Source organism: Euzebya rosea, assembly GCF_003073135.1.
Taxonomy (GTDB): domain Bacteria; phylum Actinomycetota; class Nitriliruptoria; order Euzebyales; family Euzebyaceae; genus Euzebya; species Euzebya rosea.
Map to the genome: position 1 here is coordinate 205,803 of NZ_PGDQ01000009.1, position 13,830 is coordinate 219,632.

Sequence of the window (13,830 nt, forward strand, 5' to 3'; positions counted from 1 at the left end):
ACATACGGTGCCGGCCGTGAACACCGCCTGGACCTCCCCTTCCTCCGTGACCCAGTCCTGCCGTTCCTGCGGGGACCGCCTCGAGCAGGTGCTCGTCGACCTCGGCATGTCGCCGCTGTGCCAGACGGTCATCCGTCCCGAGGCCGCCGAGGTCGGGGAGGTCTTCTATCCGCTGCGGGCCATGGTCTGCCAGACCTGTTGGCTGGTGCAGGTCGGGGACTACGTCGCCCCCCAGCAGATCTTCGACGACACCTATCCCTACTTCGCCAGCTACTCCGACAGCTGGCTGGCCCATGCTCGCGCCTACGTCGAGGCGATGGTTGAGCGGTTGGGCCTGGACGCCGACAGCCGGGTCGTGGAGGTCGGCTCCAACGACGGGTACATGCTGCAGTACATGGTCCAGCGGGGGATCCCCAGCCTCGGCGTGGACCCCACGGCCAACACCGCCGCGGCGGCCAGGGAGAAGGGCGTCGACACCCGCGTCGACTTCTTCGGCCTCTCGGTGGCCCGTGAGCTCGTCGCCGACGGATGGCAGGCCGACCTGGTCGCTGGGAAGAACGTCATGGCGCAGGTGCCCGACCTGCGTGACTTCGTCGCCGGCCTGGCCCATCTCGTCGCGCCCACCGGCACCGTCACCATCGAGTTCCCCCACCTGATGACCATGATCGACGGGCGCGAGTTCGACACGATCTACCACGAGCACTTCAGCTACTTCTCCCTCGTGGCCGTGCAGGACGTGTACGCCCGGCACGGCCTCACCGTCACCGACGTCGAGGAGCTGCCGACGCACGGCGGGTCCCTTCGCGTGTACGCCCAGCGCACCGACGGCAACCCGGTGGTCGCCCCGAGCGTCGACGCGCTGCTGGCGCGGGAACGAGCGGCTGGGGTCGACACCCCCGCCTACTACGAGGGATACGCCGACGCGGTGGCCAAGGTCCGCCACGACCTTGTGTCCTTCCTCGAGCAGGCCCGACAGGACGGCCTGCACGTGGTCGGGTACGGCGCGCCGGGCAAGGGCAACACGCTGCTCAACCACGCCGCGATCCGCAGCGACCTGCTCAACTACCTCGTCGACCGCAGCCCGGCCAAGCACGGGCACCTGGCACCCGGCTCGAGGATCCCCATCCTCCACCCCGACGTGCTGGCCGAGACACGACCCGACGTGATCCTCGTCATGCCGTGGAACCTCCGGGAGGAGATCAGCGCACAGCTGGAGTACACCCGCGAGTGGGGAGCCCGCCTGATGGTGGCCATCCCCGAGCTCACCACGCTGTGACCGACCGCTCGACCGGGCGGGCAGACGTGCCCGATGGGGAGGAGCTGCTGCAGCGGGCGGCTGAGGTGGTCGCGGTGCCCCGAGCCCTGACCGGCGACGGGGTGCGCACGCTCCTCGAACGGCTGCGCGGATGGGTCCCGGGCCTGCGGACCGTGGAGGTGCCCAGCGGCCAGCAGGTGCTCGACTGGACGGTGCCGGAGGAGTGGAACCTGCGCCGGGCGGTGCTGACCGGTCCCGACGGTGCGGTCGTCGCAGACTCCGACCGCAGCATCCTCGAGGTCGTCGGCTACTCCGAACCGGTCGACACCACCATCGACCTCGTCGAGCTGCAGGGCCACCTGCACAGCCTGCCCGACCAGCCCGACGTGGTCCCCTGGCGCAACAGCTACTACCGGCGGACATGGGGGTTCTGCCTGCCCGACCGGGTTCGGCAGGCCCTGCCGGAGGGGCGGTACCGCGCGGTGGTCGATGCCGACCTGGGGCCGGGGCACCTCAGCTACGGCGAGCTGGTGCTGCCCGGCCGGACGGCGGAGGAGGTACTCGTCACGGCGCACCTGTGCCACCCGGCCATGGCCAACGACAACGCGTCGGGGCTGGTCGTCGCGGCGGCTGCGGCGGCAGCCCTCTCGGATCGTCCCCTGCGGCGGACCCACCGCTTCCTGTTCGGCCCGGGCACGATCGGCGTCATCACGTGGCTGGCCACCCATCCCGACGTGGTCCGGCGCGTGGTCGGCGGCGTCGTCCTCTCCGGGGTGGCCGACCCGGGTGAGCAGGTGACCTACAAGCGGTCACGCCGGGGTGACGCGCCCATGGACACCGCGATGCGCTTGGCCCTGCGGGACAGCGGACTCGCCCATGCCCTCGTGGACTACACCCCCTGGGGCTACGACGAACGCCAGCTGAACTCCCTTGGATACGACCTCGGGGTCGGTCTGCTGCAGCGGACGCCCCACGGCACGTACCCGGAGTACCACACCTCCGCTGACGACCTGTCGTTCCTGCGTCCCACCCACCTGTCGCAGTCCCTCGACGTCCTCCTGTCGGGCCTGGAGGCCATGGACGCCGACCGGCGGGTGCGCAACCTCAAGCCCCACGGCGAACCCCAGCTCGGGCCGCGCGGGCTGTGGCCCTCGATCGGGGGGACCGCGGGCCGGCAGGCCCAGATGGCGCTGCTGTGGGTGCTCGCCATGGCCGACGGCAGCACGGGGGTGCTCGAGATCGCCGACCGGTCGGGCCTTCCGGTCATGGAGGTCGCGAGGGCTGCCGACGCCCTGTCGTCCACCGACCTGCTCGACTTCGTCGACTGACCCGCCGGGTCGGCACACCGGTACGGGCCCACCGCGAGCCGGGGCCCACTGCTCGGCATCGCCCCGGCGCGTCGGCTAACGTGCCGCGCGTGCTTGTCGACGGACCGGATCGCCACGGACCCAGCGATGCCGCTCGGGCCCTGCAACGACGTGCCCACCGGGCGATCCCCGGTGGTGCCCACACCTACGCCAAGGGCGACGACCAGTTCCCCCTGAACGCCCCGCCGCTGCTGGTGCGCGGGGAGGGGGCGCGAGTGTGGGACAGCGACGGCAACGAGTACGTGGAGTACGGCGGTGGACTTCGGGCCATCGTGCTCGGCCACGGGCATCCACGGGTGGTCGACGCAGTGCAACGGGCCATCGCCGAGGGCACGAACTTCGCGCGTCCGTCGGTCCTGGAGGTCGAGGCCGCGGAGGACCTGCTCGCCTTCCTCGACCGGCCCGACTGGATGGTGAAGTTCACCAAGAACGGCAGCGACGCCAACTCCAGCGCCATCCGGCTGGCACGGGCCGCCACCGGCAGGGACCTGGTCGCCATCTGCCGCGACCAACCGTTCTTCTCCGTCGAGGACTGGTTCATCGGCACCACGCCGATGGACGCCGGCATCCCGTCGGCGGTTCGCGACCTCACCGTCGGCTTCCCCTATGACGACCTCGACGCACTCCGCGACCTGCTTGCCGACCGGACCGTGGCGGCGGTCGTCATGGAGGCCGCCAAGTACGACGACCCCTCCCCGGGGTGGTTCGAGGGCGTCCGCCGTCTCTGCGACGACACCGGCACCGTCTTCGTGCTCGACGAGATGATCACCGGCGTGCGCTGGCCCGGCCGCACCGCCATGGGGCACTACGGCATCCACCCGGACCTGGCGACCTACGGCAAGGCGCTCGGCAACGGCTTCTCCGTCTCCGCGGTCACCGGTCGGCGCGAGCTCATGGAGCTCGGCGGCCTGGACCACGATCGTCCCCGGGTGTTCCTCGCCAGCTACACCCACGGGGCGGAGTCCACCGGACTCGCCGCCTGCAGGGCGGTCACGGCGGTGGGCATGGAGACCGACATCGGTGCCGGCATCGCCGCACGCGGTGAGGCGCTGAGGGCCCGGCTCAACGAGGTGTCCCGGGCCCACGGGGTGGAGGAGCACTTCTTCGCCTGGGGACCCGGCCAGGTGCTCGTCTTCGTCACCCGTGACGCCGATGGGGAACCCTCGCAGGTCCTGCGCGCGCTGGCGATGCAGGAGCTGATCGCCGGCGGCGTGCTCGGCACCTCCCTCGTGATGAGCCTCGCGCACGGCGACGCCGAGCATGCCCTGACCGTCGCCGCATGGGACCGGGCGGCTGCGGTCTACGCCCGTGCACTCGAGGACGGACCCGACGGGCTGCTGCACGGCCACCCGACCAACCAGGTCTGGCGTCGATACAACTGACCTTCAGTGAACGGTCGAACCTGCCGACGACCAGAATGAAACATCGATTTCCGAGGGAAGAGAACACGGCGTCATGGGAAGCACCGACAGGCTCGATCCGGCCGACATCCCCGTCGTCATCCTGGCGGGTGGCTTCGGCATGCGCCTCCACGAGGAAACCGAGCGCGTGCCCAAGCCCATGGTGCAGATCGGGACCAAGCCGATCCTCTGGCACATCATGCGGCACTACTCCACCTACGGCTTCCGGCGGTTCACGATCTGCCTCGGCTACAAGAGCTGGGCGATCAAGGAGTACTTCCTCAACTACCACTCCGAGACCGCCGACCTCCGGGTGCAGCTGGGCCGCCACAGCAGCGTGGAGTACCTGGGTGACTCGATGGTCGAGGACTGGGAGATCACCCTCGTCGAGACGGGCCTGAACTCCGGCAGCACCGGGCGCCTGCAGGGTGTGCAGCGGTACATCGACACGCCCTACTTCATGTACACCTACGGCGATGGGGTCGGCACCGTCGACCTCGACGCCGTGCACAGCCAGCACGTCGCGGCCGACCGCTTGGTCACCGTGACCGGCGTGAAGCCGATGTCGAGGTACGGGCTGTTGCTCCACGACGGCGAGCGAGTGACCGCGTTCGACGAGAAGCCGGAGATCGCCGAGGGATACGTCTCCGGGGGGTTCTTCGCGCTGTCGTCGGGGCTGTTCGACCGGCTGGACGGGCACGACCCGACGGGGTTCATGGAGATCGACGTCCTGCCCGGCCTGGTCACCGAGGGGCAGGTCGGCATGCATCGCCACCACGGCTTCTGGCACTCGATGGACACCTACCGGGACTACGTGGCGCTCAACGACATGTGGGACGCCGGCGACCCGCCGTGGAGGACCTGGAAGGACGAGGGGTAGGTGGAGGTCCTCGACACCGCGCTGGAGGACGTCAAGGTCCTCCGGCAGCAACGCCACGGTGACGAACGCGGCTGGTTCGCACGGGCGTGGTGCCAGCACGAGTACACCGACGCTGGTCTGGATCCGGTCGCCGCGCAGGTCAACTTCAGCTCCACGTCCCGGCGGGGAACCATCCGCGGACTGCACCGCCAGGTGGATCCGCACGCGGAGGCCAAGACGGTGTGGGTCGTGTCCGGCGCGATCCTCGACGTGGCGGTCGACCTCAGGGACGGGTCGCCGACCCGCACCCAGCACGTGGCGGCCGAGCTGTCGGCGGCCAACGGGCGCGGGCTGCACATCCCCAAGGGGTTCGCACACGGCTTCCAGGCGCTGACCGACGACGTGGTGATGGTCTACGTCATGAGCGAGTTCTACGCCCCCGGGACGGAGCAGGGGGTGCGCTTCGACGACCCGACCATCGGCATCGACTGGCCGCTGCCGGTGACCGTCCTCAGCGACAAGGACGCCGCCCTGCCACCCTTGGGTCCGTCCGAGACCCCCTGACAGGAGCGACAGTGCCCACCTTCCCCCGTGCGGAGTGGATGACCGCCTACGCCGAGACCGTGGCGGCGCACCCCCGTGCCGACGCGATCTCCACGGCGTTGGCCGGACGGTTCCGCTTCGTGGTCAAGGAGGGCGGGGGACTCCAGTCCCGCCTGGTGCACGACATGGTCGTCGCCCCCGGCGGGCTGTTCGTCGCCGAACGCGGTGACGAGTCGATGCCCGCCACCCTGACCGTCACCGCCGCCTACCCCCGGTGGAAGGGGCTGATCACCGGGAAGGCCGACTTCGTGATGTCGTTCCTGATGCGCAAGGTCAAGGTCGACGGTGACCTGTCCACGGTTCGGGACCGGCTCTCCGACGCCCGTCCGCTGCTGGAATGCCTCCACGAGGTCCCCACCGAGTTCGAGTTCTAGGCGTTGGCACGGGTCGGTCCGTCGTGGCCGGCCCTATGCTGCCGCCCATGACTGCCCTGACCCTCAGCCGCCCGCAGCTGGCCGCATGGGAGCTGCTGGCCGGCGGGTGGCTCTCGCCGCTGGACGGGTTCGTGTCCCCCGACGAGCTCGCGGCCGGCCTGCCTCGGGTCACCCTCGACGTGCCCGCCGACCTCGGCTCGTCGCTGGTCGGGCAGACCGTCGAGCTGCGCGAACCCGAGGGTGTCCGGTTGGGAACCATCGAGGTGGCCGGAGCGGCCCCTGCCCCATGGGTGGGGCCCGGGACGGTGCACCTGCACGGGGCCCAGTCCGTCGACCTCCCGGCCGTCCGCTACGACCACCAGGACGTGCGCGTGACCCGGGACGGTGCGCCCGACGGCGTGGACGTCGTGATCCCCGCGGCCAGGCCGCTGACCGCCGGAGAGCTCGACGACCTCGAGGGGAGCGGCTCGCTGGCGATCGTCTCGCTGGTCGGCGACGCACCGGCCGACGACACGACGATGCACTCGCTCGTCAGGGCCCACCGCCTGCACGTCGACCGGCTGCGTGCGGACGGTGTCGTCGTGCACCACGTCGTCCTCCCGGCACCGCCGCCTGCCGACGGCGAGGTCCCGGCCGTCACCGCGCTGGCCACCAGCGTCCTGGCGGGCGAGGGCGGACGGGTCCGGTGGCCGGGGGACCCGGACGGGGACCTCGATGCCTCGGTGGCCGCGCTGCTCGACGCACGCAACCCCCCGCCGGACCGCGCCGGCCTGACCATCTTCTTCACCGGCCTGTCGGGGTCGGGGAAGTCCACGGTGGCGGGGGCGGTGATGGCGCGTCTGCATGCCGAGACCGACCGCACCGTGACCCTGCTGGACGGGGACCTGGTGCGGCAGCACCTGTCGAGCGAGCTGACGTTCTCGAGGGAGCACCGCGACCTCAACATCACCCGTATCGGGTTCGTGGCGGCGGAGATCACCAAGCACCGGGGCATCGCGGTCTGCGCGCCCATCGCCCCCTACGACGCCACGCGACGTACCGTCCGCGAGATGGTCGAGCGCCACGGTCGGTTCGTGCTCGTCCACGTCGCCACGCCGCTGGAGGTGTGCGAGGCCCGTGACCGGAAGGGCCTGTACGCCAAGGCAAGGGCCGGTGAGATCGGCTCGTTCACCGGCATCTCCGACCCCTACGAGGTTCCCGAGGACGCCGAGCTGGTGCTCGACACCACCGACATCTCCATCGCCACCGCCGCCGAACGAGTCATGGCCGCCCTGCGGGACCGCGGCCTGCTGCCGGCCGGGACATCGCCGACCGGCGGGCCCGAGGGACAGGACGCCTCGGCGTGACCGTCGACGGCTGGATCACCGCCGCGGTCGTCGTCGGCGTGCTGGTCGCGCTGGCCCGCGAGCTGGCACCGCCACCCTTCGTGATCCTCGGGGCGGTGGTGGGGTTGCTCCTGCTGGACGTCATCACCACCGAGCAGGCGCTGGCCGGGTTCGCCAACCCCGCGCCGTTCACCGTGGCAGCCCTCTACGTGGTGGCCCGGGCCGTGCAGCGCACCGGCGGTGTCACCGCCGCGGTCGACATGCTGCTGGCCGGCGCACACGACGGCGAGCGACCACCCTCGGCCCGTGGGGTCCTGGTCCGCATGCTGCCGCCGGTCATGGCGACATCGGCGCTGCTGAACAACACGCCGATCGTGGCCGTCCTGGCGCCGAACCTCGCCACGTGGGCCGAGGAACGAGGGCTGTCGTCGTCCAAGCTGCTCATCCCCCTCAGCTACGCGGCGATCCTCGGGGGTGTCCTGACCGCCGTCGGCACCTCGACGACCCTCGTCGTCTCGGGCCTGATGGAGCAGTCCGGGCTGGCGCCGCTCGGCCTGCTCGAACCCCTCCGGTTCGGCCTTCCCGTCGCCGTCGTCGGAGGAACGGTGATCGCGCTGGCTGCCCCGCGGCTGCTTCCCACCCGAACCGCCGCACACGAATCCTTCCGCGTCGGGGCCAAGGCGTTCACGCTGTCGGTGCAGGTCGTCGCCGACGGGCCGGTCGACGGCGTCACGATCGCCGACGCCGGCCTGCGTGCACTGCGCGGGGTGTACTGCGTGCAGGTCCGTCGCGGCGAGCAGGTCATGGCGCCCGTCGCCCCGGACATCCAGCTGCTCGGCGGGGACGAGCTGACCTTCGTCGGCAACGTGCACCGGGTGGTCGACCTGCAGCACCGACGAGGCCTCTCCTCCTCCGAGGCCCACCACGCCAGCGCCATCGGGGGCACGGCGCAGATGTTCTACGAGGCCGTCATCGGCCCGTCCTCGCCGCTGGTCGGGCAGACCCTCAAGCAGGTTGGCTTCCGGGCCCGCTACGGCGCCGCGGTCGTGGCGATCCACCGCGCCGGCGCCCCCGTCGGCGACAAGCTGGGCGAGGTGACCCTCCGGACCGGCGACACGTTGCTGTGCCTCGCGGGTGCCGGGTTCGCGGCTCGGGCGCAGGACAGCGGCACCTTCGCGCTGGTCGCGGCGATCGGGGCCGAGGCGCCGCTGGACAAGCGACGTACCCGCCTGGCGCTGCTGGTGCTTGCCGGGATGCTGGTGCTGGCCGGTTCGGGGCTCCTGACGATCCTCGAGGCGTCGCTGACCGCCGCCCTCGCGCTGGTGGCCTCCAGGGTGATGTCGCCGGCACAGGCCCGGCAGGCCATCGATGTGCCCGTCATCGTCGTCATCGCCGCCGCGTTCGGGCTGGGCGCTGCGGTGGAGTCCAGCGGGCTGGCCGACGCCATCGCCGGCCTCGTCCAGCAGGTGGCGGGTCCCTTCGGCGCCGCCGGCTTGGTCGTGGGGCTGATCCTCCTCGTGGTCGTGCTGACCGAGCTGATCACCAACAACGCCGCCGCCGTGCTGGCCTTCCCCGTCGCCGTGGCCACCGCCGAGCGGGCCGACCTGGCCGCACGCCCACTCCTCCTCGCCGTGGCGGTCGCCGCGTCCCTGTCCTTCGTGACCCCGCTCGGCTACCAGACCAACCTGATGGTCTACGGGCTGGGCGGCTACCGGTTCGGGGACTTCGCCAGGCTCGGCCTGCCGGTCGCGGTCCTCAGCGTCGTCGCCCTCTCGGTGAGCGTGTTGCTGCAGGCCTGAGCGATGCCCGGCGGCTCACCGACGCAGGTGCAGCCAGCCGAAGCCGAGCCGACCCCGATACCCCGTCGCGTAGGCATCCCACCGTTGGTCGGCGAAGGCGGCTGCCCCGGGCAGGCGCGATCGCCTGACCCCGTCCCCCCATGCCCGTTCGAACGCGTCCCATTCCCAGGGATCGCTGGCCTCCGCGCCGATGACCGACCACCCGGCAGCCCGCGTGCGCTCGACGAGCCCGCCGAGTCCCTCCGGCAGCCGGCCGAAGGCCTCCGCCCACGCGAGGGGTTGGCTGCCGTGCCAGAAGCCCTCACCGAGCAGCATCGTGTCGGCGTCGACGTCGTGGAGGAGACGGTCGAGTCCGCCGACGGCATGGCTCGACCCGACGCACAGGACGGCATCGGCCTGCAGGGACGACTGCCCGGCGTCGGCGACGTCGTGGGTGACGCGGTCGTGCACCCCGAGGGTCCGGGCTGCGCGACGGGCGCGTCCGATGGCCTCGGCATCGACGTCGATCCCGTGCCCTCGAGTCGTCGGCGCGGCGAGCAGCACGTCGTGCAGCAGCGAGGCGGAACCGCAGCCGAGGTCCAGCACCGTGGCCGGTCGGTCGGACGCGACGACCCCGGCCAGACGGGTTGCACGGAACCGCGAGAGCGGGGCGTTGTAGCGCAAGGACCCCCCTCCCCGCCGTCTGAACTGCTGGTTTCGGGATGTATCGGACATGGCCGTTCGGTCACGCTCCTCGGGTTCGGCGCTGCGTGAGGCATAGTGAATCGCCTCCGAGAGTTGACGACGCATGTATCAGACGCCTACCGTCCCGTTCTGACCAGCATGCGTGTCGCGTTGCAGTGGTGCCCGTTGGGCGCCAGGGGTGGGGCGACCACAGACGGAGATGATCACAGATGACCAAGATCCTGCGGCAAACGGGGATGTACGCCCTCGTGCTGCTCGTGGGCATGTTCACGATGATGGCAGTCGCCACCCCCGTGAGCGCCCAGGACGACTCCTGCTACCCGGTCCCGCCGGGCGGCTGCCCCGACGTGGCACCCGAGTGTGCTGACGTCGTCGCCGCCATCGTCGCCGGTGACCCCAGCGACGAGACCCTCGCCGAGATGGACGCCAACGGGGATGGCGTGCTCGACGAGCAGGACCTTCCTGCCTCCTGCACCTGCGAGGAGCTGATCGCCGCGATCGCCGCTGGCGAGATCGATCCGGCCAACCTCCCACCGGACGCGCTGGCGGACTGCGGATGTTCGGAGATCCTCGACGCGATCGCCGCTGGCACCCTGGACGCCAGCAACCTGCCGGAGGGTGCCGCTGAGGCCCTCGCCCAGTGCGGGTGCGCGGAGATCCTCGACGCGATCGCCGCTGGCACGCTGGACGCCGACAACCTCCCGGCTGCGGCCGCCGAGGCGCTCGCCCAGTGCGGCTGTGACGAGCTCGTCGCCGCCATCGTGGCTGGCACCGTCGACCCGATGAACCTCCCCGGTGACCTCGGCGACCTGCTCGCCACCTGCTGCGAGGCGCTCGCCGACGCGGTCGTCGCCGGCGACATCGACCCGGCCGACCTCCCCGAGGGCCTCCTCGAGGACTGCGGCTGCGACACCGTCCAGACCCTGATCGACGCTGGTGTCCTCGACGCCGACGCGCTCCCCGAGGAGTGCGAGGACGGCCCCTCCGTCGCCGTCTCGCCTGACAACACCATCGCCGACACGGGCATCGACGCCGAGGGCATGGGCGCCATGACCCTGGGTGCGCTCCTGGCCGGTGGGCTGTTCCTGCTGCTGAGCCGTCGCCGCACCGCCGAGTAGCGGTCGACCGACAACCCGAGGGACCCCGTCGCACCACGCGGCGGGGTTTCCTGCTGTTCGGTATCATCCGCCCCCGACCCCCGGGTGAGTCGGTTCTCACGCCGGGGCTTGTTGTTTTCCCACGCGTCGTGCACGAGGTGCACACGCACACGAACCCATGTGAGGACCCACCATGGCGGAGATCGAGATCGGCATCGGCAAGAGCGGTCGTCAGGCCTATGGCCTCGACGACATCGCCATCGTCCCCTCCCGACGGACCCGAGACCCCGAGGACGTCGACATCAGCTGGCAGATCGACGCCTACACCTTCGACCTGCCGGTGCTGGCGTCGGCGATGGACGGCGTGTCCTCACCGGCGACGTGCATCGAGCTGGGCAAGCTCGGTGGCCTCGGTGTGCTGAACCTCGAGGGCCTGTGGACCCGCTACGAGGACCCCGAGCCGCTGCTGCAGGAGATCGCCGAGCTGGACCAGGAGGTCGCCACCGCACGGATGCAGGAGATCTACGCCCAGCCCGTGCAGCCCGAGCTGATCGGTCGCCGTGTGGAGGAGATGGCGGCCGCGGGCATCACCGTGGCGGCCTCGTTGACGCCGCAGAAGGTCAACGAGTTCCACTCCCTGGCGCTCGACGCCGGCCTCGACATCCTGGTGATCCAGGGCACCGTCGTGTCCGCCGAGCACGTGTCCACCCGCAGCGAGCCGCTGAACCTCAAGGAGTTCATCGCCCGCTACGACATCCCGGTGATCGTCGGCGGCTGCGCCTCCTACTCCTCCGCCCTGCACCTCATGCGGACCGGTGCGGCCGGCATCCTCGTCGGCGTCGGACCGGGCAACGCCTGCACCACCCGCGGGGTGCTCGGCCTCGGTGTCCCGCAGGCCACCGCCATCGCCGACGCGGCCGGCGCACGCAGCCGCCACCTCGAGGAGACCGGCCGCTACGTCCAGATCGTCGCCGACGGCGGCATGCGCACCGGCGGTGACATCGCCAAGGCCATCGCCTGCGGCGCCGACGCCGTGATGCTCGGCTCGCCCCTCGCCCGCGCGGCCGAGGCCCCCGGCAAGGGGACCCACTGGGGCATGGCGACGTTCCACCCGACGCTGCCCCGCGGAGCCCGTGTCCGGGTCGACCGCGTCGGGTCGCTGGAGGAGATCCTCGTCGGTCCGGCCAACGAGAACGACGGCACCCGCAACCTGTTCGGCGCCCTCGCCACCTCCATGGCCACCTGCGGGTACCAGACCATCAAGGAGTTCCAGCGCGCCGAGGTCATGGTCGCCCCCTCCCTGCAGACCGAGGGCAAGACCTACCAGCGCCAGCAGGGCGTCGGGATGGGCTAACCCGTCCGGGTGGCTGGGCAGGGCTGCTGGTCCTGCAGGTCCTCGGGGCCTCGCGGCGGCTTGGCCCGCGGGGAGTCGGTCTGTCGGGGCGGTCGGGGCTTCGGGCTGGTTGGGCCTGCCCCGGGGCGGTCGGGGCCTCGGGCTGGCTGGGCCTGCCCCGGCGTGTGCGGGGCCTCGGGCTGGCTGGGCCTGCCCGGCGTGTGCGGTGGGCAGCCCGTGGGGCTGGCCATGCCACACACCCTGCGGGGACGTGTGCGATGCACGCCCCGTGCCCGTGGGCATGCCACACGTGGGCCGAGGGCGTGTGCGGTGGACGCCTGATTGGGCAGCCCAGGGCCCACGGGCGAGGGTGGGACCCGGTGTCGGCCCGCGCGGACTCTGCCAGGGCGGTCGGGGCGGCCCACCTCGTCGAGGCGGTCCACCCCGTCGAGGCGGCCCACCCCGTCGAGGCGGCCCACCCCGTCGAGGCGGCCCACCCCGCCCAGCGTGTGCGGTGGGCAGCGCGTGGGGCTGGCCATGTCACACGCCCTGCGGGGACGTGTGCGATGCACGCCCCGTGCGGGTGGGCATGCCACACGTGGGCCAAGGGCGTGTGCGGTGGCCGCCGGGATGGGCGGGCCAGCGCACACGGGGTCGGGGGCGGGGCGACACGGCTGGCCCCCGGGTCGAGGGTCAGCGGCTGAAGGCGTCCATGATGGAGAGGACGCCGGGGCCCATGATGATGATGAACAGCGCGGGGAAGATGCCGAAGATGAGGGGGAAGAGCAGCTTCACCGGCGCCTTGCCGGCACGCTCGCGGGCCCTCGCGCGGCGTCGCCGTCGCATCTCGCGGGCCTGCACCTGCAGCGTCTTGGAGATGGGCGTACCAAGCTGCTCGGCCTGCAGCAGCGCCAGGGCGAAGGACGTGAGGTCCTCGGAGTCGTTGCGGTCGATCAGCCCCTGCAGGGCGGCCTGACGGCTGACGCCCAGCTGCTGCTCCTTCAGGAACCGGTCGAGCTCGGCACCCAGGGGGCCGGGCAGCTCACCGGCCACCTCGGCCACACCCTGCTCGAGTCCCAGGCCGGCCTGCGCGGTCAACGCCAGCAGGTCGAGGGTCTCGGGCATGGCACGGGTGATCTGCTGCTGACGCCGCTGGGCGGTGTTGAGGACCCAAAGGTCGGGCAGCAGCCAGGCGACGGCGCCGGCGCCGACGATCGTGGCCAGCGCGACGCCGACGGACAGGCCGAACACGAGGCTGATGAGCAGCCCGATGACCAGTCCCGCGCCGATGGCGGCGACCTTGAGCGCCATGACGGCCTCGGGCGGCATGGTCAGGCCGGCCCGGTCGAGGCGGCCACGCCAGCGGTTGTTCTCCTCGCGGCTCAACCGTCGGCGGCCGGGCATCCGACGGCTGACGATCGTGCCGAGGCGGGCGCCGAGGCCGGGGTCGCGGTCGACGGTCGGTGCGGCGGCCACGGGGCCACCCGCCCCGGCGCGGGTCAGCGCGGCCACACCGGCGCTGGTGCGGCGGGACAACCCGACCGCCACGAACGCAACCGACAGCCCGATGAGGACCGCTGCGAGGTATCCCAGAGTGACCATCCTGTCAGACCTCCTTCTTTCCGGGGCTCCGCCCCGGACCCGCGAGTGCGATGACCACAGGTCCCTCCCACGAGTGGGTCCCTCCCATGGACATCACACCCTTGACCTTCTCGGGGCTCCGCCCCGGACCCG

12 protein-coding genes are annotated in these 13,830 nt (G+C 71.7%); 10 read left to right on the forward strand and 2 right to left on the reverse strand.

Annotated features, from left to right (window positions below; all coding sequences use genetic code 11):
• Nucleotides 1-16: 16 nt before the first annotated feature.
• From CUC05_RS14140 to CUC05_RS14175, 8 genes are all read left to right on the forward strand, one after another.
• Nucleotides 17-1,276 (forward strand): class I SAM-dependent methyltransferase, encoded by a 1,260-nt coding sequence (locus CUC05_RS14140; protein WP_205712338.1) that lies wholly within the window; start codon nt 17-19, stop codon nt 1,274-1,276.
• Nucleotides 1,273-2,583, forward strand: a complete 1,311-nt coding sequence (locus CUC05_RS14145; protein WP_205712339.1) for a DUF4910 domain-containing protein — start codon at nt 1,273-1,275, stop codon at nt 2,581-2,583. The genes CUC05_RS14140 and CUC05_RS14145 overlap by 4 nt, the downstream gene beginning before the upstream one ends.
• Before the next feature lie 89 nt (nt 2,584-2,672).
• Complete coding sequence (locus CUC05_RS14150; protein ID WP_157965565.1) at nt 2,673-4,004, forward strand: glutamate-1-semialdehyde 2,1-aminomutase; 1,332 nt, start codon at nt 2,673-2,675, stop codon at nt 4,002-4,004.
• Nucleotides 4,005-4,077: 73 nt separating this feature from the next.
• Nucleotides 4,078-4,902, forward strand: a complete 825-nt coding sequence (locus CUC05_RS14155) for a sugar phosphate nucleotidyltransferase (protein WP_108666760.1) — start codon at nt 4,078-4,080, stop codon at nt 4,900-4,902.
• A complete protein-coding gene (rfbC, locus tag CUC05_RS14160) occupies nt 4,903-5,445 on the forward strand; it encodes a dTDP-4-dehydrorhamnose 3,5-epimerase (protein WP_108666761.1) in 543 nt (180 codons plus the stop codon).
• Nucleotides 5,446-5,456: 11 nt separating this feature from the next.
• A complete protein-coding gene (locus CUC05_RS14165; protein WP_108666762.1) occupies nt 5,457-5,858 on the forward strand; it encodes an SCP2 sterol-binding domain-containing protein in 402 nt (133 codons plus the stop codon).
• Nucleotides 5,859-5,905: 47 nt separating this feature from the next.
• Nucleotides 5,906-7,204 carry an adenylyl-sulfate kinase gene (gene cysC, locus CUC05_RS25360; RefSeq protein ID WP_205712340.1) on the forward strand — a complete coding sequence of 433 codons (1,299 nt, stop codon included), beginning with the start codon at nt 5,906-5,908 and terminating at the stop codon, nt 7,202-7,204.
• The gene (locus CUC05_RS14175; protein ID WP_157965566.1) at nt 7,201-8,982 is read left to right on the forward strand and encodes an SLC13 family permease; all 1,782 of its coding nucleotides are present in this window, start codon (nt 7,201-7,203) and stop codon (nt 8,980-8,982) included. The genes cysC and CUC05_RS14175 overlap by 4 nt, the downstream gene beginning before the upstream one ends.
• 15 nt (nt 8,983-8,997) lie before the next feature.
• Here the strand turns inward: CUC05_RS14175 and CUC05_RS14180 are convergent, their stop codons facing one another.
• Nucleotides 8,998-9,645, reverse strand: a complete 648-nt coding sequence (locus CUC05_RS14180; protein ID WP_157965567.1) for a class I SAM-dependent methyltransferase — start codon at nt 9,643-9,645, stop codon at nt 8,998-9,000.
• A gap of 230 nt (nt 9,646-9,875) precedes the next feature.
• On the opposite strand from CUC05_RS14180, the gene CUC05_RS14185 reads away from it, so the two are divergent.
• Nucleotides 9,876-10,784, forward strand: coding sequence for an LPXTG cell wall anchor domain-containing protein (locus tag CUC05_RS14185; protein WP_108666765.1), 909 nt, complete (start codon nt 9,876-9,878; stop codon nt 10,782-10,784).
• Between the two features lie 172 nt (nt 10,785-10,956).
• Complete coding sequence (locus CUC05_RS14190; protein ID WP_108666766.1) at nt 10,957-12,117, forward strand: GuaB3 family IMP dehydrogenase-related protein; 1,161 nt, start codon at nt 10,957-10,959, stop codon at nt 12,115-12,117.
• A gap of 672 nt (nt 12,118-12,789) precedes the next feature.
• Here the strand turns inward: CUC05_RS14190 and CUC05_RS14195 are convergent.
• The gene (locus CUC05_RS14195) at nt 12,790-13,698 is read right to left on the reverse strand and encodes a type II secretion system F family protein (RefSeq protein ID WP_108666767.1); all 909 of its coding nucleotides are present in this window, start codon (nt 13,696-13,698) and stop codon (nt 12,790-12,792) included.
• Between the last annotated feature and the right edge of the window lie 132 nt (nt 13,699-13,830).